Source organism: Streptacidiphilus melanogenes (assembly GCF_000787835.1).
Taxonomy (GTDB): domain Bacteria; phylum Actinomycetota; class Actinomycetes; order Streptomycetales; family Streptomycetaceae; genus Streptacidiphilus; species Streptacidiphilus melanogenes.
In genome coordinates this window covers 38,458-59,510 of record NZ_BBPP01000049.1, presented here as the reverse complement: position 1 = coordinate 59,510, position 21,053 = coordinate 38,458, and the positions used below count along the sequence as shown (strand labels likewise).

The 21,053-nt window shown below is 73.7% G+C and carries 17 protein-coding genes and 2 pseudogenes; 14 read left to right on the top strand and 5 right to left on the bottom strand.

The annotated features are described in order from the left end of the window. Nucleotides 1-153: 153 nt before the first annotated feature. Nucleotides 154-1,074 carry a tetratricopeptide repeat protein gene (locus tag TR49_RS34065; RefSeq protein ID WP_236653649.1) on the top strand — a complete coding sequence of 307 codons (921 nt, stop codon included), beginning with the start codon at nucleotides 154-156 and terminating at the stop codon, nucleotides 1,072-1,074. Between the two features lie 133 nt (nucleotides 1,075-1,207). Here the strand turns inward: TR49_RS34065 and TR49_RS34060 are convergent, their stop codons facing one another. Then, nucleotides 1,208-2,563: a DUF1015 family protein gene (locus TR49_RS34060; RefSeq protein WP_152627597.1), complete on the bottom strand. Its 1,356-nt coding sequence runs from the start codon at nucleotides 2,561-2,563 to the stop codon at nucleotides 1,208-1,210. A 149-nt stretch (nucleotides 2,564-2,712) separates the two neighbouring features. Between TR49_RS34060 and TR49_RS34055 the strand changes: the two genes are divergently transcribed. Next, nucleotides 2,713-3,246 (top strand): tetratricopeptide repeat protein, encoded by a 534-nt coding sequence (locus TR49_RS34055; RefSeq protein WP_152627596.1) that lies wholly within the window; start codon nucleotides 2,713-2,715, stop codon nucleotides 3,244-3,246. Further along, entirely contained in the window at nucleotides 3,236-4,288 is a 1,053-nt protein-coding gene (locus TR49_RS34050) for an HAD-IIA family hydrolase (protein WP_042388772.1), read from the top strand. The genes TR49_RS34055 and TR49_RS34050 overlap by 11 nt, the downstream gene beginning before the upstream one ends. 73 nt (nucleotides 4,289-4,361) lie before the next feature. Here the strand turns inward: TR49_RS34050 and TR49_RS34045 are convergent, their stop codons facing one another. After that, the gene (locus tag TR49_RS34045; protein ID WP_042388770.1) at nucleotides 4,362-4,709 is read right to left on the bottom strand and encodes a sterol-binding protein; all 348 of its coding nucleotides are present in this window, start codon (nucleotides 4,707-4,709) and stop codon (nucleotides 4,362-4,364) included. A gap of 119 nt (nucleotides 4,710-4,828) precedes the next feature. Here TR49_RS34045 and TR49_RS40590 point away from each other — a divergent pair, with 119 nt between their 5' ends. The 7 genes from TR49_RS40590 to TR49_RS34010 all read left to right on the top strand — a co-directional run bounded on the left by TR49_RS40590 (nucleotide 4,829) and on the right by TR49_RS34010 (nucleotide 11,835). Next, entirely contained in the window at nucleotides 4,829-5,704 is an 876-nt protein-coding gene (locus TR49_RS40590; protein WP_052434892.1) for a hypothetical protein, read from the top strand. Nucleotides 5,705-5,897: 193 nt separating this feature from the next. Beyond that, nucleotides 5,898-6,230 carry a hypothetical protein gene (locus TR49_RS34035; RefSeq protein WP_052434891.1) on the top strand — a complete coding sequence of 111 codons (333 nt, stop codon included), beginning with the start codon at nucleotides 5,898-5,900 and terminating at the stop codon, nucleotides 6,228-6,230. 41 nt (nucleotides 6,231-6,271) lie between these two features. Beyond that, the gene (locus TR49_RS34030; RefSeq protein ID WP_042388766.1) at nucleotides 6,272-7,084 is read left to right on the top strand and encodes a TlyA family RNA methyltransferase; all 813 of its coding nucleotides are present in this window, start codon (nucleotides 6,272-6,274) and stop codon (nucleotides 7,082-7,084) included. Between the two features lie 226 nt (nucleotides 7,085-7,310). Further along, nucleotides 7,311-8,237: an NAD kinase gene (locus tag TR49_RS34025; protein ID WP_042388763.1), complete on the top strand. Its 927-nt coding sequence runs from the start codon at nucleotides 7,311-7,313 to the stop codon at nucleotides 8,235-8,237. Nucleotides 8,238-8,356: 119 nt separating this feature from the next. Continuing rightward, on the top strand, nucleotides 8,357-10,090 hold the full coding sequence (gene recN / locus TR49_RS34020) for a DNA repair protein RecN (RefSeq protein WP_042388829.1): 1,734 nt from the start codon (nucleotides 8,357-8,359) through the stop codon (nucleotides 10,088-10,090). A 91-nt stretch (nucleotides 10,091-10,181) separates the two neighbouring features. After that, the gene (locus TR49_RS34015; RefSeq protein ID WP_052434890.1) at nucleotides 10,182-11,384 is read left to right on the top strand and encodes a glycosyltransferase family 4 protein; all 1,203 of its coding nucleotides are present in this window, start codon (nucleotides 10,182-10,184) and stop codon (nucleotides 11,382-11,384) included. A 37-nt stretch (nucleotides 11,385-11,421) separates the two neighbouring features. Continuing rightward, nucleotides 11,422-11,835, top strand: a complete 414-nt coding sequence (locus TR49_RS34010; protein WP_042388823.1) for a VOC family protein — start codon at nucleotides 11,422-11,424, stop codon at nucleotides 11,833-11,835. A 22-nt stretch (nucleotides 11,836-11,857) separates the two neighbouring features. Here the strand turns inward: TR49_RS34010 and TR49_RS34005 are convergent, their stop codons facing one another. The 3 genes and pseudogenes from TR49_RS34005 to TR49_RS46885 form a co-directional block, all read right to left on the bottom strand. Then, nucleotides 11,858-12,526: an HAD-IA family hydrolase gene (locus TR49_RS34005; RefSeq protein ID WP_042388761.1), complete on the bottom strand. Its 669-nt coding sequence runs from the start codon at nucleotides 12,524-12,526 to the stop codon at nucleotides 11,858-11,860. 57 nt (nucleotides 12,527-12,583) lie between these two features. Continuing rightward, a pseudogene (locus tag TR49_RS34000) lies at nucleotides 12,584-14,224 on the bottom strand (glycoside hydrolase family 15 protein); the annotation flags it as partial. Nucleotides 14,225-14,389: 165 nt separating this feature from the next. Further along, nucleotides 14,390-14,563 (bottom strand): annotated as a pseudogene (locus tag TR49_RS46885) (trehalase-like domain-containing protein); the annotation flags it as partial. A gap of 355 nt (nucleotides 14,564-14,918) precedes the next feature. Here TR49_RS46885 and pyrG point away from each other — a divergent pair. The 4 genes from pyrG to ald all read left to right on the top strand — a co-directional run bounded on the left by pyrG (nucleotide 14,919) and on the right by ald (nucleotide 20,834). Then, nucleotides 14,919-16,586, top strand: coding sequence for a CTP synthase (gene pyrG, locus TR49_RS33995; RefSeq protein ID WP_084725705.1), 1,668 nt, complete (start codon nucleotides 14,919-14,921; stop codon nucleotides 16,584-16,586). After that, a complete protein-coding gene (locus TR49_RS33990) occupies nucleotides 16,583-17,224 on the top strand; it encodes an NUDIX domain-containing protein (RefSeq protein WP_042388754.1) in 642 nt (213 codons plus the stop codon). The genes pyrG and TR49_RS33990 overlap by 4 nt, the downstream gene beginning before the upstream one ends. Nucleotides 17,225-17,412: 188 nt before the next feature. Then, complete coding sequence (locus TR49_RS33985; protein ID WP_152627594.1) at nucleotides 17,413-19,476, top strand: tetratricopeptide repeat protein; 2,064 nt, start codon at nucleotides 17,413-17,415, stop codon at nucleotides 19,474-19,476. Between the two features lie 242 nt (nucleotides 19,477-19,718). After that, a complete protein-coding gene (gene ald, locus TR49_RS33980) occupies nucleotides 19,719-20,834 on the top strand; it encodes an alanine dehydrogenase (protein ID WP_042388818.1) in 1,116 nt (371 codons plus the stop codon). The last annotated feature ends 219 nt before the right edge of the window (nucleotides 20,835-21,053 follow it).

Here is a 21,053-nt window from a genome sequence, read left to right as displayed (position 1 = left end):
TCGTACGGTGACCGTGGCCCGCGCCGCGACGACCGTGGTGGGCGGTTCGAGCAGCGTGGTGGGTACGGCGACCGTGACCGGGGCGAGCGCAGTGCGCCGACGCGGCGGATGCCGATCGACGAGGACGTCACGGGGCAGGAGATCGACGCCGACGTGCGCCAGGAGCTGATGACGCTCCCGAAGACGCTCGCCGAGGACGTCGCCAAGCACCTCGTCATGGTCGCGCGCCTGATCGACTCGGACCCGGAGCAGGCGTACGCCTACTCCCGCGTCGCGCTGCGGCTCGCGTCCCGCGTCGCCGCCGTCCGCGAGGCGGCCGGCTTCGCCTCCTACGCGACCGAGCGCTACTCGGAGGCGCTGACCGAGTTCCGCGCCGCGCGTCGGATGACCGGATCCGCGGACCTGTGGCCGGTCATGGCCGACTGCGAGCGAGGCCTGGGCCGTCCGGAGCGGGCGCTGGAGATGGCCGGGGCGCCGGAGGTCAAGCAGCTGGACAAGGCCGGCCAGGTTGAGATGCGTCTCGTCGCCGCCGGGGCCCGCAAGGACATGGGGCAGCTCGAGGCCGCCGTGGTGACCCTGGAGTCGCCGGAGCTGGCGTCGCACTCCGTGCAGCCGTGGACGGCGCGCCTGCGCTACGCCTACGCGGACGCCCTGCTGGCTGTCGGCCGCGAGACGGACGCGCGTGAGTGGTTCGCCAAGGCCGTCGAGGTGGACCAGAACGGCACCACCGACGCCGCCGAGCGTCTGGCGAAGCTGGACGGCATCGAGTTCGTCGACGCGCTCGACGAGGACGACGAGGACGCGGACGACGCGGCCGACATCTCCGGTGACCTTCCCGCCGACGCCGCCGAGGCCGAGGTGGCGGAGGACGAAGCCGAGGCTGCGGCGGACGACGCGGACGACGACGAAGACGCCGACGAGGACGAGGCCGAGATCGGCAACGCCCTCGACATCGACGAGGCCAACGCCGAGGGCGGCAGCCTCTTCGACGGCGGCGACGGCGAGGACTACTACGAGGACGACGAGGAAGAGGACGAGGAGGAGGGCTACAGCCGCTCCGACGACCGTCGGTAAGCCCGTCGCCCTTCGCTGAGCGCAGCACGCACAGCGCAGCGCACGCAGCACGGCGCAGCACACGAGAGGGCCCGTCCCGACGCGTATTCCGCGTCGGGACGGGCCCTCTGTCGTTCCGTCAGCCCGTGCCGTCTCAGCCCAGGCGCAGGTTGCGCAGGACCAGGCCGGTGGCCGGCTTCGGTCCGAACGACGTGGACTTGCGCGGCATGGTGACGCCCTGCTCGGCGAGGCGCCGGACGACGCCCTCCTCGACAGGGTTGAGCAGGACCGCGGTGCCGCCGGAGCGGATGGCCTCGCGGATGGCGGCGCCGGTGTCGTGCAGGTAGCCGATGTGCTCGGGGTCGTCCGGGACCTGCCAGACGCGCTCCAGCAACAGCGAGTGCAGCACGGTGGCGTCGAGGCGCCGGTACTCCTCGGGCAGGTCGGCGGGGACGGCGGCGGCCAGGGCGGCTTCGTCGGGGCCGGTCAGCAGGTGGAAGCCGCCCTCCCCGGCGAGCAGGAACGCGTTGTCGGGACCGGCAGGGTCGCCGTCGGCCTTCGCGGCGGCCAGTGTCTTGAGGGCAGGCTCGGCCTCCTCGCCGAGGTCCGTCACGTGCCAGTCGCCGCCGACCGCGCGCAGACGGGCGAGGGCGTCGCGCAGGGGCAGCCGCTGCAGGACACGGTGGATGGCGCGGACCCGCAGGGGGTACGCGGCGGTGTCGACCAGCAGCACCATGCCCCGGTCCCAGGGGCTCTGGGCCAGGTGGCGGTGCTCGCTCTGGAGGCGCAGGTACATCGCCCAGCGGTGGTGCCCGTCGGCGATCAGCGCGCGGCAGGTGGCGAGGTCGGCGGAGACGTCCGCGAGGTCCCGCCGGTCGGAGACCGCCCAGAGGCGGTGCCGGGTGCCGTCGGTGGTGGTGGTCTCCAGCAGCGGGTCGCGCCGAGCGGCCCGCTCGACGACCGCGGCGGCGCGGCCGTCGCCCCGGTAGGTGAGCAGCAGCGGTTCCAGGTTGGCCTTGGTGGTGCGCATCAGGCCCACGCGGTCGGCGACGGGGCGCGGCATCACGTCCTCGTGGGGCAGCACCATGCCGGCCCTGGCGTCGCTGACAGCCAGGGCGCCGATCAGGCCGCGCTGGAGCAGGCCGCCGTCGGCCTCGGAGGTGCGCTGCTCGTAGACGTAGAGGGCGGGCTCGGGATCGGGCCGCAGCACGCCCTGGCGCTGCCAGGTCTCCAGCAGGGCCGCGGCGTGGCGGTAGCCGTCCTCCGCGGTGGGTTCGGGGCGGGGGAGGATCAGACGGACGACGTTGTGCGGGTCGCTGTCCTCCAGCCTGGTACGGCCGTCGGGGTCGACGACGTCGTACGGGGGCGACGTGACGGCGCCGAGAGAGCTGACCCGGTCGGGGTCGTAGCGCAGCCCGCGGAAGGGCGACAGGGAGAGGCCGCAGGCGGCCACCTTCCCGGCGTCGCCGTAGCGCGTCTCACTGGCGTCGTCAGCACTGACTCGTCTCATTCTGGGCATGTTAATCCGACGGATGTCGTTGTTGATCGTCAATCGACGGATGCAGTAGCCGATCGTCGAAAGTTCGCACCACGAACATGACAAAGGCGACAGAGGTCCACGGCACGGGAGGTCTTGGCCGGATGAGTGAGCAGGGCCGGATGAGTGAGCAGGGGAGACCGGGCGGCGGGGTGTACGACTGGTTCCGGCGCGGGATCGCGATGCTGGCGCAGGGCAATGCCGGCGCGGCGGTGCAGCTGCTGAGCCATGCCGTCGAGGAGGAGCCGCACTCGCGGGCCATCCGCGAGGCGCTGGCGCGGGCGCAGTTCGAGACGCGCGCCTACGCGGCGGCGCTGGAGAACTTCCGTGCTGTCGCGCTGGCGGATCCCTCGGACGACTACGCGCAGTTCGGCTGGGGCCTGGCGGCGGCGCGTCTGGGCGACTTCGAGGCGTCCGCCGAGCATCTGGCCCTGGCGGTGGCGATGCGCCCGTCGTCGGAGCCGTACCGGGCGGCGCTGCGCCAGACACGGGCCACCCTGAAGGCGCGTGCCGGGGGTTTCGGTACGGTCGGGGGTGACCGGCGCCGCCACGACGACGTGCCCGCCGATTCGCAGACGGCCGACTCACCCTCGGCCGAGTCGCTGCGCGCCGACCCGCGCGCCGACCCGCAAGGAGATCCGTCCGATGGCCGCTGAGCAGTCCGACCAGTCGCAGCAGTCCGAGCCGTCCGACCAGTCGCAGCCGCTCCACCTCGCCTACGACACCGCGCTGCTGGACCTGGACGGCGTCGTGTACGCGGGGCCGGCCGCGATCCCGCACGCGGTCGAGGCGCTCGACACCGCCCGCGCGGCCGGCATGCACCTGGCCTACGTGACCAACAACGCCTCCCGCACCCCGCAGGCGGTCGCGGCTCACCTGACCGAGCTGGGCGTCCCGGCCGCGCCCGGCGACGTGATCACCTCCGCGCAGGCGGCGGCGCGGATCGTCGCCGAGAAGGTGCCGGCCGGTTCGGCTGTGCTGGTGATCGGCGGGGAGGGGCTGCGCGAGGCGGTCCGCGAGCACGGGCTGGTACCGGTGACGTCGCTGGACGAGGACCCGGCGGCGGTGGTCCAGGGCTACGACCCCGCCATCGGCTGGCCGCAGCTGGCCGAGGCCTCCTACGCCGTCCAGCGCGGCCTGCCGTGGATCGCGTCCAACACCGACCTGACCATCCCGACCGCGCGTGGCACCGCCCCCGGCAACGGGACCCTGGTCGCGGCCGTCCGCACGGCGACGGGCGTCGAGCCGGAGGTGGCGGGCAAGCCGCTGCCGCCGATGCACCGCGAGACCGTGATCCGCACCGGCGCGAAGCGCCCGCTCGTCGTCGGTGACCGGCTCGACACGGACATCGAGGGGGCGTCCAACGGGGGCGTGGACAGCCTGCTGGTCTTCACCGGCGTGACCCGTCCCGAGCAGCTGCCCGAGGCCGAGCCGAAGTACCGCCCCACCTACCTCGCCGCCGATCTGCGCGGCCTGCTGGCTGTCCCGCCGACCGTCGAGGAGCTGGGCGCGGGCGCCTTCCGGTGCGGCGGCTGGACGGTGGCCCCCCGCGAGGACGGCCGCCTCGGCTTCGCCGGGGGCCGTGGCGCCGACCCCTACGCGGGCCTGCGCGCCCTGTGCGCGGCCACCTGGACTGCGGCGGACGCCGGCAGGCCTGTGCCGGAGTGGCACAAGGCGCTGGCCGAGCTGGGGCTCTGACCCGCCGAGACGGGCTGGCCGAGACAGGGCCGGGACGGGTTCGGGTCGGGCGGGCGGCGGGGGCCAGGGCGGGCTAGAGGAGGCTTCGCAGCTTCAGCAGGTCGAGGATGCTCGCCTCCAGCTTCACCCGACCGGAGCCCCACGCCTTCGCGAAGTTCAGCCGACCGCCGACGAGCGCGACGAGGTCGTCGCCGCTGAGGGCGAGCCGGATCTGTGCCTTGGTCGAGGGCCTGCCCGGGGCCTCGTCCAGGCCCTCGATGTGCCCGCCGCGCAGCTGCCCGGTGAAGGTCAGGTCCAGGTCGCTGATCCAGCAGCTCAGCGAGCGGTCGAGCTGTGCCGCGGCTTTGGCGTTCCCTGTGGCCTTGCCGAGGTTCTCGCTGAAGGTGGTCAGTGCCTCACGGCATTCGAGCGGGGTGGCCATCGCGGGGGCGGACTCCTCTGCCGGGATCGGGACTTCGACCGACGGTACCGCAGCGCCGGGGCCTCACGACGGCGGCGGAGACGGTAGCGTCGGGTGTACGGCGAGCTGTGGAGGGACGTGTGGACGAGGGCGGGATGCGCGAAATGGTCCGTGACTACGTGAAGATCGCCACTGGGATCGCGACGGGCGTGGCGGAGGAGGTGCACAAGCTGCTGCCGACGCCGGTCCGCGAGCTCGCCGACGGCGTGGTGGAACGGGCCCGCGCGGAGGGCGAGAAGGCGTGGCACCGGCTCGGTGACGGGGTCGTCCAGGCGGGCGTCGTCCTGGAGTACCTGGAGCGCCAACTGCGCCAGGTCCAGGGCACGGTCCCGTCGGCTCCGTCGGCCGCTCCTGCGTCCGCGCCGCCGTCCGGCCGTCCGGCGGATGAGGAGCCTGCTGCCGGCCCGTCCCGCGCGGAGCAGGCGTTCCCCCGCACGGAGTCCCGCCCGCGTCCGGTCCGCGTCCCCGTCGACGCGGAGGACGCCGACGCGGCGGCGGCTGCCGCGGCCCGTCGTGCGGCGGCGGTCCCCGCGATGCGCGACCGCGGGAACGGGCCGAAGCCCCCTGCGGCGGCCCCGGCGCACAAGGCGCCCGCGAAGAAGACCGCTGCGGCGAAGAAAACCGCGCCCGCGAAGCAGACGACGCCGCGCAAGCCGGTGTCCGCGTCGGCGGCGACCGAGGGGACCGCGCCGATGATGCCGCCGACCCCGTCGGCGAAGCTGCCCCAGTCGGCTCCGGCCGAGAAGCAGGCCGCGACGAAGCAGGCGACTGCCCAGAAGACCACGGCGAAGAAGGCCACGGCCAAGAAGGCCACGGCGAAGAAGGCCACTGCCAAGAAGGCCGCGGCGAAGAAGACCGCCGTCACGAAGAAGACGGCTGCGGTGAAGAAGACCGTGACGAAGAAGGCCCCGGCCGCCAAGAAGGCCGCGACCGAGTCGGGCACCACCGGTGAGTGACGCCGCCTGGCCCCCGCACCGCCGTCCCCTCACCGCCCCGGGTGCCGGGCAGGACACCCCGCCTGCGGCGCACCCGGCGCCGGACGGCGCGGAGCCCGCACCCAAGCCTTCGGCCCCGCTGCCCGGCCTGGCGGCTCCGCCGCGGCCGGGGCCCGGGGGGATGCCCGGCGCAGGTCGAGCGGTCACTGCGGGCGTGCCCGCCGCGACGCAGGCCGCCCCGGCTCCGCCGCGCTCGGCCGGGCTGCCCGCCGACGTGGCCTCCGCGCCTGCGCCGCCGCCCTCCGGTCTGCCCGCGGCTTCGCCGCCCGGCCCGCCCGCGGCTCCCGCCGCGCCGTTCCCGGTCGTCGTCGAGACCGGGAACGCCGGCGTCGATGCCGCGTTGGCGCGGCTGGAGGACGTCGGGGAGGTGCCGGCCGAGGCGCGGGCCGGGGTGTACGGGGAGGTGCACGACCTGCTCCGGGATACGCTCGCGGGGTTGGACGAGCGGACGGGCGGGGCGCCCACACCGTTGAATGTGGTTCGTTGAGCACGAGCACCGAGCACCGAGCAGCAGGAGCTGAACCGTACGTGGCAGTCGCACGACGCCGTCTGGACGCCGAACTGGTCCGCCGGAACCTCGCGCGGTCGCGTGAGCACGCGAGTGAGCTGATCGCCGCCGGACGGGTGACGGTCGGGGGGACGGTGGCGACCAAGTCCGCCACGCAGGTGGAGACCTCCGCGGCGGTCGTCGTGGCCAAGGACGAGAACGACCCGGACTACGTGTCCCGGGGCGGGCACAAGCTCGCCGGCGCGCTGGCGGCGTTCGTGCCGTTGGGGCTCGCGGTCGAGGGGCGGCGCTGCCTCGACGCGGGGGCGTCGACCGGCGGGTTCACGGACGTGCTGCTGCGCGCGGGGGTGGACCGGGTCCTCGCCGTCGACGTCGGCTACGGCCAGCTCGCGTGGTCGCTGCAGAGCGACGACCGGGTCGTGGTGATGGACCGCACCAACGTGCGCGAGCTGACGCTGGCACAGGTCGGCGGGGAGCCCGTCGATCTCGTGGTGTCCGACCTGTCGTTCATCCCGCTGGGGCTGGTGCTGCCGGCGCTCGCCGCCGTGACGGCGCCCGAGGGCGATCTCGTGCTGATGGTGAAGCCGCAGTTCGAGGTGGGCAAGGAGCGCCTCGGCAGCGGTGGTGTGGTGCGCAGCGCGCAGCTGCGGCAGGAGATGATCGAGAAGGTCGCGGGGCAGGGCGCGGAGCAGGGGCTCGGGGTGCGGGCGGTGACCGCGAGTCCGCTGCCGGGGCCGTCGGGGAACGTGGAGTACTTCCTCTGGTTCCGTCGTGACGCACCCCCGCTGGATCCGGCCGACGCGGCGCGTGCCGTCGCCGAGGGGCCGAAGTAGCCGCAGGGGATTGGCGTGGGTCGAGGCCCGGTCAAGGCGTCCTTGCGAGGGTGTCCAGCGTGTCCGGAGAAGAACGGAACCGGGCCGGAACAAGACCGGGGCAGCGCCGACCGCAGCGGGTAGGGTCGAAGAAAAAGCACCAACACCTGCCAGTCGTCGAAGAAGTCCACGAGGGGGAGGCGCACGGCCCGGCCGAGGTCGTCCGGGCGGGCGCCGAAGGAGGCCCATGCCCGACCAGCCCGTCGACCAGCCGGTCGACCAGTTCGACCGCACGGTCTTCCTCATCGCGCACACCGGGCGCGAGGCCGCGCTGAAGAGCGTCGAGTGCCTCGTCGAGGGCCTGGCCAAGGCCTCGATCAAGATCCGTGTGCTCGCCACCGAGGCACCCGACATGGGGTTCCCCGAGGGCGTGGAGGTGGTGCAGCCGGGGCCCGCCGCAGGCGAGGGCTGCGAGCTGATCCTGGTGCTGGGCGGGGACGGCACGCTGCTGCGGGGCGCGGAGCTGGCGCGCGAGTTCGGGGTGCCGATGCTCGGGGTGAACCTGGGCCGGGTGGGCTTCCTGGCCGAGGCCGAGCGGGACGACCTGCACAAGGTCGTCGAGCGCGTGGTGGCCCGGGACTACGAGGTCGAGGAGCGGATGACGATCGACGTCGTGGTCCGCGAGGACGGCCGCGTCGTCCACACCGACTGGGCGCTCAACGAGGCCAGCGTGGAGAAGGCGGCCCGCGAGCGGATGCTCGAACTGATCATGGGCGTGGACGGCCGCCCGGTCTCCTCCTTCGGCTGCGACGGCGTGGTGTGCGCCACGCCCACGGGGTCGACCGCGTACGCGTTCTCGGCGGGCGGGCCGGTGGTCTGGCCGGAGGTGGAGGCGCTGCTGCTGGTGCCGATCTCCGCGCACGCGCTCTTCGCCCGTCCGATGGTGACCTCCCCGCACTCGGTGCTGGAGGTGCAGGTGCAGCCGGGCACCTCGCACGGGGTGCTGTGGTGCGACGGCCGCCGCACCTACGAACTTCCGGCCGGCGCGCGGATCGAGGTGCGCCGCGGGCACAACCCGGTGCTGCTGGCCCGGCTGCACCGGGCGCCGTTCTCCAAGCGGCTGGTGACCAAGTTCCAGTTGCCGGTGACCGGCTGGCGCGGCAACGCCGAATAACGCCGGCGTGGAGTCGACGGCGATGCGGGGTGAACAGCTGCTGTTTCCTCCGTGTTCGTACTGACGCTCGAACCACGCGCGTACGGGTGGCTCGTCGCGAGAAGGGCCCCGGACCTCGTATCGTCAGGTGCGTGCTGGAGGAGATGCGGATACGAGCCCTGGGCGTGATCGACGACGCCGTCGTCGAACTCGCGCCGGGGTTCAACGTCGTCACCGGTGAGACCGGGGCGGGCAAGACCATGGTGGTGACCAGTCTCGGCCTGCTGCTCGGCGGGCGGGCGGACGCGGGGCTGGTGCGCAACGGCGCCGAGCGGGCCGTCGTCGAGGGGCGGGTCGAGCTGCCCGGCGGATCGCCGGCCGCGGAGCGGGCGCTGGAGGCGGGAGCCGAGCTCGACGAGGGCGCCCTGCTGCTGAGCCGGACGGTCTCGGCCGAGGGGCGCTCGCGGGCGCATGTGGGCGGGCGCTCGGTGCCGGTCAGCCTGCTGCAGACCCTCGGCGAGGACCTGATCGCCGTGCACGGGCAGAGCGACCAGCAGCGGCTGCTGCAGCCCGCCCGGCAGCGCGGCGCGCTGGACCGTTACGCGGGTGACACCGTCTCGGAGCCGCTGACGGCCTACCAGACCGCCTACCGGCGGCTGCGTGAGGTCTCCGCGACGCTGGAGGAGCTGACCACCCGGGCGCGCGAGCGCGCCCAGGAGGCGGACCTGCTTCGCTTCGGTCTGGACGAGGTCGCCGCCGCGGAACCGCTGGCGGGCGAGGACGAGGAGCTGGCGGGCGAGTCGGAGCGGCTCGGCCACGCCGACGCGCTGTCCTCCGCCGCGGTCCTGGCCCACGGCGCGCTCGCGGGCGACCCGGCCGATCCGGACGTGGTCGACGCGGGGATGCTGGTCGCGCAGGCCAAGCGGGCGCTGGACGCGGTGCGCTCGCACGACGAGCGCCTCGGGGCGCTGGCGGACCGGGTGGGCGAGGTCTCCTACCTGCTCGCCGACATCGCCCAGGAGCTGGCCGGCTACGCCGAGGACCTGGACGCGGACCCGGTGCGGCTGGCGGCCGTGGAGGAGCGCCGCGCGGTGCTGGCGCACCTGGTCCGCAAGTACGGCGTCGCCACCGAGGGGGTGGAGGGCCTCGCGGCCGTCCTGGCCTGGAACGAGGAGGCGGGGCAACGGCTGGCTGAACTCGACGGCGACGACGAGCGGATCGGTGCTCTCGAAGAGGAGCAGCGGTCGCTGACGGACACGGTGTCCGCGCTCGCCGAGCAGCTGAGCGCCGCCCGCCACACGGCCGCGGAGACCTTCGCCGAGGCCGTCACCCGCGAGCTCAGCGAACTGGCCATGCCCCACGCACGGGTGAGCTTCGGGATCACCCGATCGGCGGATTTCGGCCCGTACGGCTTCGACGACGTCGAGGTCCTGCTCGCCCCGCACCCGGGCGCCGCGCCGCGCCCGATCGCCAAGGGCGCCTCCGGCGGTGAGCTCTCCCGGGTGATGCTGGCCGTCGAGGTGGTCTTCGCCGGCGCCGACCCGGTGCCGACGTACCTCTTCGACGAGGTCGACGCCGGCGTCGGCGGCAAGGCCGCCGTCGAGATCGGCCGCCGTCTGGCCCGTCTGGCCCGCACCGCGCAGGTCGTCGTCGTCACCCACCTTCCGCAGGTGGCCGCGTTCGCGGACCGGCACCTGGTGGTCGAGAAGACCGTCGACGGCACCGTCACCCGGTCGGGCGTCAAGACGCTGACGGACGAGGAGCGGGTGCGCGAGCTGTCCCGGATGCTGGCCGGGCTCGAGGACTCCGAGCTGGGCCGCGCCCACGCCGAGGAGCTGCTCGCCGCCGCCCGCCAGGGCGCGAGCCGACCCTGACCGACCGCCCACCGCCCGACCGCAGGACCGCCCGACCGCCCGCCTCCCGAGGAACGAAGGCCGTGACGACCGAAAGCAGGCGACGCCGACCGTGACCGCCAACGCAGCGCAGACCACCGCCGGGTCGACCGACGAGCTCCGCGCCGTGCTCGTGCTGGCCGGCACGACCGGCGGCATCGGCGCGCACGTGCGCTCGCTCGCGGCGGGACTGAGCGCGCACGGGGTCGACGTCACCGTGTGCGGGCCGGCCGAGACCGACAAGCTGTTCGGCTTCTCCGGCGCCGGGGCGCGTTTCCACGCCGTGGAGATCACCTCGACGCCGGGTCCGCGCACCGACGCCGCGGCCGTCGGCGAGCTGCGCCGGGCCTTCGCCCGTGCCTCGCTCGTCCACGCCCACGGCCTGCGGGCGGCGCTCCTGTCCGACCTGGCGCTGCGCACCGCCCGCACGCAGGAGATCCCGCTGGTGGTGACGTCCCACGCGGCCAATCTGGCCACCGGCATGGAGCGGCGGCTGCTGCGGATGATGGAGCGTCGGGTCGCCCGCGGCGCGGACCTCGTCCTCGGGGCCTCCTCCGACCTGGTCGCCCGCGCCAGGGACCTGGGCGCGACCGACGCGCGACTCGGCCCGGTCGTCGCCCCGCCGCTGCCGCCGGCCGTCGCCGACCGGGAGCAGACGCGGCGTCAGCTGCTCTCGGAGAAGGGCCGCCGCGGCGCGGCCAGGGAGGCTGCGGCGAGGGAGGCTGCGGGCAAGGAGGCGGGCGACCGCCCGATCGTGCTGGCGATCGGGCGGCTGACACCGCAGAAGAACTTTCAGCTGCTCCTCGACGCCGCCTCCGGCTGGCGCGCCGGTGAGGACCATCCGCTGCTCGTCATCGCGGGCGTGGGCGCGGAGGAGGCGGCGCTCAGGGCCCGGATCAAGGCGGAGCGCCTGCCCGCGAAGCTGCTCGGCTACCGCGAGGACGTCGCGGAGCTGCTCGCCGCCGCCGACGTGGTGGTGATCTCCTCCCGCTGGGAGGCGCGTCCGCTGGTCGCCCAGGAGGCGCTGCGGGCCGGCGTCCCGGTCGTCGCGACCGCCGTCGGCGGCCTGCCGGAGCTCGTCGGCGACGCGGCCGTGCTGGTCCCTCCAGGGGACGCCACGGCGCTGGCGGCGGCCGTCTCCTCGCTGCTCGCCGACCCGGCCCGTCGCGCGGAGCTGGCGGCCGCCGGCCCGCTGCAGGCGGAGACCTGGCCGACCGAGGCGGACACGGTGGCGCAGGTCCTCAGCGTCTACGACGAGCTGATCTCGGAGCGCTGACCGCCCTTCGGGCCCGGCCGGGCCTACCGTGGACGGCATGGACTGGACTCTCGAGGTCGTCATCCTGCCCGTCTCCGACGTGGACCGGGCCAAGGCCTTCTACCGCGAGCAGCTCGGCTTCCACCTCGACGTGGACCGGCGGCTGAGCGAGCACATGCGCGTCGTCCAGCTCACGCCTCCCGGCTCCGGCTGCTCCGTCACCGTCGGCGAGGGGCTGACGCAGGTCGCCCCCGGCACCTACCAGGGTCTCCAGCTCTGCGTCAGCGACATCGAGGCCGCCCGCGCCCAGCTGGTCGAACGCGGCGTCGAGGTGGACGGAGTGTTCCACTTCGGGCCGAACGGCCGCGAGGAGGGGCGCGGAGGGCCGTGGAACAGCTTCCTGGCGTTCAGTGACCCGGACGGGAACGGCTGGGTGGTCCAGGAGGCGCCGAGGGACCGCTCGCAGCGCTGAGCGGTCCTTTTCGCCGGGTGGGCTACCGCCGGGAGATCCGCAGCACGATGCCGCCGTCGGGGCCCGGCTCGACGGCGACCTGCGTCAGGTCGTCCACGGTCACCGTCGCGCCGTAGCCGGCCGTGGCCGCGCCGACGCCGACGACGCGCATGCCCGCGGCCAGGCCCGCCGCGACGCCGGCCTCGGAGTCCTCGAAGACGACGCAGTCGCCCGGCTCGAAGCCCAGCTCGGCCGCGCCCTTGAGGAAGCCCTCCGGGTCCGGCTTGCTCGCGCTGACGTCCTCCGCGGTCACCCGCACGTCCGGCATACGCAGGCCCGCCGCACCCATGCGGGCGGTGGCCAGGGCCACGTCCGCAGAGGTGACCAGCGCGTGCGGGGCGGCGGCGATCGCGGTCAGGAAGACCGGCGCACCGGGGATCGGGACGACGCCGTCGAGGTCGGCGGTCTCGGCGGCCAGCATGCGCTCGTTGTCGGCGAGGTTCTCCGCGACGGGGCGGTCGGGCAGCAGGATCGCCATGCTCTCCTGGCCCTGGCGGCCGTGCACGACCTCCTCGACGCGCTCCATGTCCAGACCGTGCTCGGCGGCCCACCGGCCCCAGACGCGCAGCACGACGGCGCCGGAGTCGACCAGCGTGCCGTCCATGTCCAGCAGCAGTGCGCGGGCGTGGAGGGATATGGGCGGCTGAGACATGGCGGTCTCTCCAAGGGGTGGCGACAGTATTTTGTGCCGCCAGTCTACAAAAGGGCGCTACATGCCCGGCAGCCCGCCCACCGCGGTCAGTCGCAGCGCGGTGTCGATCAGCGGGACGTGGCTGAACGCCTGCGGGAAGTTGCCCACCTGGCGCTGCAGCCGCGGGTCCCACTCCTCCGCGAGCAGCCCGACGTCGTTGCGGATCGCCAGCAGCCGGTCGAACAGCTCACGGGCCTCGCCCACCCGGCCGATCATCGCCAGGTCGTCCGCCAGCCAGAACGAGCAGGCCAGGAACGCGCCCTCGTCCCCGGGAAGGCCGTCGCCGCCCTCCTGGTCGCCGTTGGTCGCGTAGCGCAGCACGAAGCCGTCGGGGGTGAGCAGCTCGCGCTGGACCGCCTCGATCGTGCCGATGACCCGCTTGTCGTCCGGCGGCAGGAAGCCCACCTGCGGGATCAGCAGCAGCGAGGCGTCCAGCTCCCGCGAGCCGTAGGACTGCGTGAAGGTGTTCCGCTCCGCGTCGTAGCCGTACTCGCAGACGTCCGCGTGGATGGTGTCGCGCAGCTCGCGCCAGCGCTCCAGCGGGCCCTCGTGCGGGGTCTGCTCGATCATCCGGATGGTGCGATCCACCGCGACCCACGCCATCACCTTGGAGTGCACGAAGTGGCGGCGCGGACCGCGCACCTCCCAGATGCCCTCGTCCGGCTTGTTCCAGTGCTGCTCCAGCCAGGAGATCAGGCGCAGCTGCAGCATGTGGGCGTGGTCGTTGCGGGCCAGGCCCGTCATGTGGGCCAGGTGCAGCGCCTCGACGACCTCGCCGTAGACGTCGAGCTGGAGCTGGTCGGCGGCGCCGTTGCCGATGCGGACCGGCGCGGAGCCCTCGTAGCCCGGCAGCCAGTCGAGCGTGGTCTCGGTCAGCTCCCGCTCGCCCGCGATCCCGTACATGATCTGCAGGTTCTCCGGGTCGCCGGCCACCGCGCGCAGCAGCCACTCGCGCCAGGCCCGCGCCTCGTCCCGATAGCCGGTGCGCAGCAGCGAGGAGAGGGTGATGGTCGCGTCACGCAGCCAGGTGTAGCGGTAGTCCCAGTTGCGCACCCCGCCGATGTCCTCGGGCAGCGAGGTCGTCGGCGCGGCCACGATGCCGCCGGTCGGCGCGTAGGTCAGCGCCTTCAGCGTGATCAGCGAGCGGACCACGGCCTCGCGGTAGGGGCCGTGGTAGGTGCACTGGGCCACCCAGTCGCGCCAGAACTCCTCGGTGAACGCCAGGGCCTCCTCCGGGTCCGGCTGGTCGGGCGCGCCGAGGTGGGAGGGCTGCCAGGTCAGCGCGAAGGCGATGCGCTCCCCGGCGGCGACCGTGAAGTCCGCGTACGTGGTCAGGTTGCGGCCGTAGGTCTCGGCCTCGCCGTCCAGCCACACCGAGTCGGGGCCCGCCACGGCCACCGTGCGGTTCTGCCCGCCGTCCTCGACCCGGTGCACCCACGGCACCACCCGCCCGTAGGAGAAGCGCATGCGCACCGCCGAACGCATCCGCACGGAGCCGCTCAGGCCCTCCACGATGCGGACCATCTGCGGGACCGCGCCACGCTCGGGCAGGCCACGCGGCGGCATGAAGTCGATGACGCGGACGGTGCCGCCGGGGGCGTCCCACTCCTGCTCGAGGATCAGCGAGTCGCCACGGTAGCGGCGCCGCGCCGACGGCGGCGCGGGCGCGGCGGCGGTCGGCGGAAGGACCTTGAAGGAGCCCGTGTCGTCGAAGGACACCGCCTGGAAGGTCGAGGCGTCGAACGACCCGCCGTCCAGCGATCCGGTGTCGAACGGGTCGGACTCCTGCGGCGCGGCGGCGTCCCCCTCCGGGGACGGCATCGGCTCGGCCGGGCCGATCCGCCAGAAGCCGTGCTCGTCCGTGCCGAGCAGGCCGGCGAAGACGGCGGGGGAGTCGAAGCGGGGCAGGCACAGCCAGTCGACGGCGCCGTCCCTGCTGACCAGGGCGGCGGTCTGCATGTCGCCGACGAGCGCGTAGTCCTCGATGCGGGCGGCCACGTGGTTCTCCAGTTCGCGGTGAAGGACTGCGGTGGCGGTCGGGGGAGGGACGTGCCCCTGGGACCGCCGGGGCTCCCGAGCAGACGGTGTCCGTGCAGAATACTTCGGATCATCCGTTGCCCGGGAACAGTCCCGGAATGCGGCGTGCCGATTCGTTCCTGCCGCGACAGCTTGTGCGGCGCGCCTCGAGGGTCCGCCGAGCGCGGGTCGGCGAACGCACTGATACCCTGGTACTCCGTGGATTGGTACTGAGTCCGCCCGCGAGGGCTCGGCTCAGGGACCCTTCGATCCACCACCCGGCACCCCCTCGGCGGCCGGTGCGGGTGATGTTGACGCGACCCACGGGAGCCCCCTCTTGGCACAGCCCCATTCCGGTAAGGCCGGCACGACGACCAAGCACCTCTTCGTCACCGGGGGCGTCGCCTCCTCGCTGGGCAAGGGGCTGACCGCCTCCAGCCTCGGGGCCCTGCTCAAGGCCAGGGGTCTGCGGGTCACCATGCAGAAGCTCGACCCGTACCTGAACGTCGACCCGGGCACGATGAACCCGTTCCAGCACGGCGAGGTCTTCGTCACCGACGACGGCGCCGAGACGGACCTCGACATCGGCCACTACGAGCGCTTCCTCGACACCAACCTGCACGGCAGCGCCAACGTCACCACCGGTCAGATCTACTCGACCGTCATCGCCAAGGAGCGACGCGGCGAGTACCTCGGCGACACCGTCCAGGTCATCCCGCACATCACCAACGAGATCAAGTCCCGGATCCGCCGCATGGCGACCGAGGACGTGGACGTCGTCATCACCGAGGTCGGCGGCACCGTCGGCGACATCGAGTCGCTGCCGTTCCTCGAGGCCGTCCGCCAGGTCCGCCACGAGGTCGGCCGCAGCAACGTCTTCTTCGTCCACGTCTCGCTGCTGCCCTACATCGGCCCCTCCGGCGAGCTGAAGACCAAGCCGACCCAGCACTCGGTCGCCGCGCTGCGCAACATCGGCATCCAGCCCGACGCGATCGTGCTGCGCGCCGACCGCGAGGTCCCGGCCGCGATCAAGCGCAAGATCTCGCTGATGTGCGACGTCGACGAGGAGGCCGTGGTCGCCGCCATCGACGCCCCCTCCATCTACGACATCCCGAAGGTGCTGCACAGCGAGGGCCTCGACGCCTACGTGGTGCGCCGCCTCGACCTGCCCTTCCGCGACGTGGACTGGACCCAGTGGGACGACCTGCTGCGCCGCGTCCACGAGCCCAGCCGCCACGTGAAGATCGCGCTGGTCGGCAAGTACATCGACCTGCCGGACGCCTACCTGTCCGTCACCGAGGCGCTGCGCCACGGCGGTTTCGCCAACAACGCCAAGGTCGAGATCAAGTGGGTCACCTCGGTCGACTGCGAGACGCCCGAGGGCGCGGCCGCGCAGCTCGGCGACGTCGACGCGATCTGCATCCCCGGCGGCTTCGGCGAGCGCGGCGTGGACGGCAAGGTCGGCGCGATCACCTTCGCCCGCGAGAACGGCGTGCCGCTGCTGGGCCTGTGCCTGGGCCTGCAGTGCGTGGTCATCGAGGCCGCCCGCAACCTGGCCGGTCTGGCGGAGGCCAACTCCACCGAGTTCGACCCGGCCGCCAAGCACCCGGTCATCTCGACCATGGCCGAGCAGCTGGAGATCGTCGACGGCAAGGGCGACCTGGGCGGCACCATGCGCCTGGGCCTCTACCCGGCCAAGCTCGCCGAGGGCTCCATCGTCCGCGAGGTCTACGGCGGCGAGCAGTACGTCGAGGAGCGCCACCGCCACCGCTACGAGGTCAACAACTCGTACCGCGCCGAGCTCGAGAAGACCGGTATCCAGTTCTCGGGCCTGTCCCCGAAGGGCGACCTGGTCGAGTACGTCGAGTACCCGCGCGACACCCACCCCTACCTGGTGGCCACCCAGGCCCACCCGGAGCTGAAGTCCCGTCCGACCCGCCCGCACCCGCTCTTCGCGGGCCTGGTCGCGGCCGCGATCAAGGTCCAGGACGGCGCGGGCGCGTGACCGAGCCCGCTTCGAGCCGCGAGCTCAGGGACACGGCCGACACGTGGGAGGTGCGCGCCGAGCGCACCTCCTTCGAGGGGCGGATCTGGAACGTCGTCTCCGACGACGTCGTCATGCCGGACGGTCGCACGGCCACGCGCGACTACGTGAAGCACCCCGGCGCGGTCGGGGTGCTGGCCCTGGACGAGCAGGGCCGGGTCCTGCTCGTCCGTCAGTACCGGCACCCCGTCCGGCACCGTCTGTGGGAGATGCCGGCCGGCCTGCTCGACATCCCGGGCGAGAACCCGCTGCACGCGGCCCAGCGCGAGCTGTACGAGGAGGCCCACCACAAGGCGGGCGACTGGCGGGTGCTGGTCGACGTCTACCCCACCTCGGGCGGCTCCGACGAGGCCATCCGCGTCTACCTCGCGCGCGACCTGGCCGAGTCCGACGCCGAGAGGTTCGCCGCGGAGGGCGAGGAGCTGGACCTGCAGGTGCGCAGGTTCCCGCTGGACGAGGTCGTCCGCGGGGCGCTGGCCGGAGAGCTCCACAACGGCGCGCTGGTCGCCGGGGCGCTCGCGCTCCACGCCGCGCTGGCGAGCGGGTCGCTCGACAGCCTCCGCCCGGCGGACGCGCCCTGGCCGGCACGGCCGTTCTGAATCCAGGGGCGCGAGGAACTGCGCGAGCAACCACTGACGCGCGGATGGTCCTGTTCGATCGGGATCTGACCGCCGTCGGTGGCTTGTCTCGCAGTTCCTCGCGCCCCTGACGGGTCGCTGCCCCTGAGCGTGTACTGATTGAATTACGCTGCGTCAGAAGATCGGTCCTGACGACGGGAGCGGCGCTCGTGGCATCGGCACAGACGGAGTCTGCTGCGGCGTCCGCCGTGGCGTTCGTGGGGCGGCGGAGTGAACTCGCGCAGTTGCGCGAGGAGGCCGGGCGGGCCCGCGTCCTGGCCGTCGCCGGACGGCCCGGCTCCGGGCGGACCGAGCTGGCGCTGCGGTTGGCGCAGGAGCCCGACGTCACCGCGGAGCGGCCGGTCCACTACCTCTCCCTCGCCGCGCCCGGCCCCGCGCGGCGGCTGCTGGACCTGCTCGGCCTGCCGCGTCCTGGCGGCGTCCTCGGCGCCGACGGCGCCGAGCAGGCCGCTCGCGAGGTGCTGAGGGCGCATCTCGCCGCGCGGCCCGTCGTGCTGGTCCTCGACGACGTTCCGGCCGAGAACGCCGCCGCCGCGGTGCAGGCGCTGCTGCCGACCCACCCCGACGCGCTGACCGTCGCCGTCACCCACGGACCGCTGACCGGGGTCGCGGACGTGCGGCCGTGCGTGCTGGGCGGGCTCGACTACACCGCCGCCCGGGAGCTGCTCGCGGGGCTCGCGGGGGACACCCGGGTCGTGGTCGACCCGGTCGCCGCGCAGGGGCTGGCCGAGGCGGTGGCCTGCCATGTGGGCGCGCTGCGGCTGGTCGGCGGGTGGCTCGCGGCGCGGCCGCGGGCGTCCGTCAGCGACGCGCTTCGGGCGCTGCGCGCGGTTCCCGCGGTGCCGCATCCGGCCGCGCCGCCGGTGCCGGAGGCCGCGCAGAACCTGGTGGGGCTGACGATCGACGGCCAGCCGGTGCCGCCGATGCCCTCCTACCCGCCGCCCGGCGCGCCGCCGGCTCCGCCGTTGCCGCCGCGCGGCGCGCAGCGCACCGACGACCCGCTGCGGCGGGCGTTCGACCTCGTGCACCAGGACCTCGGCGCCGGACCGCGCGAACTGCTGCGGCTCGCGACGCTGGTGCCGGGTGGTGTGCTGGACGAGCGCGGCGCCGCGGCGCTCGTCGGCTGCCCGACCGCCGCGGCGGGGACGCTGCTCTCCGCCCTCGCCGCGCAGCAGCTGCTGCGTGAGGAGGGAGGCGGCCGCTACCGGGTGCCGCGCAGCCTCGCGCCGGTGCTGACCGCGCTGCGGGAGGCGACCGACAAGCCCGCCGCGGTGGAGCTGGCCCGCGCCCGCTGGCTGGAGCGGCAGGTGCGGCTGCTCACGTCCTGCCTGGTCCGGCTGGCGCCGGAGCAGGCGCCGCCGGATCCGGAGGTGCCGCCCGCGGCGTTGCGCTTCGGCACCCGGGCGGAGGCCTTCGCCTGGCTGGACACCGTCCTGCCCGAGCTGCTGTCCGCCGTCGCCGACGCGGAGGAACTCGGGGGCCTCGACGGGCTCGTCGCCCGGCTCGCGACGGCGCTTGTGCGCGTGCTGCCGGTGTGGGGCGAGGCGACGGGCCGTCCGGTGCAGGCGGAGCTGTACGCACTGCACGGCGCCGTGCAGCGGGTCGCCCACCGCTCCGGCCAGCCGCGCCGGGAGGCGGCCGCGCTGGTCAACCTGGGCGACCTGCACGCCGGGGCGGGGGAACACGCGCGTGCGCTGGAACGCTACCGGGGAGCGCTGGCCCCCGCCCGGGCCGCCGAGGACCATGTGGCGGTCGGGCGGATCCTGGAGGCCACGGCCGGGGCCTACCGGGCCTCGGGGGACCTGGTCCGGGCCGTGGACTTCTACGGCCGTGCGCTCACGCTGCGCCGCAACCGCCGGGAGCGGGCCGACGAGGCGCGCCTGCTGGCCCGGCTCGCCGCGGTGCACAGCGCCCAGGGGCGACACGCCGACGCGCTGCGCGAGTACCGGGCGGCGGTCGCGCTGCACCGCAAGCTCGGGGACGAGGCGGGGGCGGTGGGCGCGATCCTCGGCGCGGCGAGGGTGCAGGAGTTCTCGGGCGGCGTCGAGGCGGCGCTGCGGACCCAGCGCGAGGCGCTGGAGTCCGCCCGCAAGCTCGGTCCGCGGCTGGAACGGCTGGTGCTGCTGAGGCTGGCGGACACCCTGGAGAGGGCCGGTGACCAGGCCGGGGCGCGCGTCCAGCGCGAGCAGGCCGCGGAGCTTGCCGGAGAATAACATCCTGGTTTCGATTGAATGCCCCAGATGCCGGTTTTCTAGGGTTCTGACGGCTTGTAGTGCGCGCAAGCCTACGAATCAGCCAACAGATCAAGAAGTTTTGAACACTTTGGAAGGCTTCCGGATCCTCTGGGCTTCATTACACTCGAAGTTGCCGCGCATAGCAGTGCCGCTGCGCGTGGCTCCCGCCTGCGTTCCCGCAGGGTCGGGAGGAAACCCCATGTGCAAGGGACGTGTTCGTCGTGAAGGTCGGCATCCCCCGCGAGGTCAAGAACCACGAGTACCGCGTGGCCATCACGCCCGCCGGCGTGCATGAGCTGGTCCGTAACGGGCACGAGGTGTTCATCGAGAACAACGCCGGTGTCGGCTCCTCGATCCCGAACGAGGAGTACGTCGCCGCGGGCGCGACGATCCTCGAGACCGCTGACGAGGTCTGGGCCACGGCCGACCTCCTGCTGAAGGTCAAGGAGCCCATCGCCGAGGAGTACCACCGCCTCCGCAAGGGCCAGCTGCTCTTCACCTATCTCCACCTCGCCGCCTCGCGCGAGTGCACCGACGCGCTGCTCGCCTCCGGCACCACCGCCATCGCCTACGAGACGGTCCAGCTCGCCAACAACGCGCTGCCGCTGCTCGCCCCGATGTCCGAGGTGGCCGGTCGCCTGGCCCCGCAGGTCGGCTCCTACCACCTGATGCGTCCGGTCGGCGGCCGCGGCGTCCTGCCCGGTGGCGTGCCCGGCACCCACCCGGCCAAGGCCGTCGTCATCGGCGGTGGCGTCTCCGGCTGGCACGCCGCCACCATCGCCATCGGCATGGGCTACGACGTCACCCTGCTCGACCGCGACATCAACAAGCTGCGCGAGGCCGACCGCATCTTCGGCAACAAGATCAAGGCGATCGCCTCCAACTCCTTCGAGCTGGAGAAGGCCGTCCTCGAGGCCGACCTGGTCATCGGCGCCGTCCTGATCCCGGGCGCCAAGGCCCCGAAGCTGGTCACCAACGAGCTGGTCTCCCGCATGAAGCCGGGCTCCGTGCTCGTCGACATCGCCATCGACCAGGGCGGCTGCTTCGAGGACTCGCACCCGACCACCCACGCCGAGCCGACCTTCCAGGTCCACAACTCGGTCTTCTACTGCGTGGCCAACATGCCGGGTGCGGTGCCCAACACCTCCACCTACGCGCTGACCAACGCCACCCTGCCGTACATCCTCGAGCTGGCCAACCGCGGCTGGCAGGAGGCCTGCCGCCGCGACGCCGCGCTGGCCAAGGGCCTGAACACGCACGAGGGCCAGATCACCTACGCCGCGGTCGCCGACGCCTTCGGCCTGCCGCACGTCGAGCTGGCCGACGTCCTCGCCTGAGGCACGCCGCAGCACCAGCCCCTCAGCAGGGCCCAGGAGGGCGCCGCACGTTCCGTGCGGCGCCCTCCTGGCGTGTCGTCAGCTCCCGGGCAGCACATCGTGCGTGCGTTCGTCAACCTGGGGCCCTGGGATCTCACCCTCGGCAGAGGAGTGAACGGGGGTGGCGAAGGGTGTCCCCGCAGGCCGAACGGCGGTTTCGTACAGTGCCCACGGGCCGCG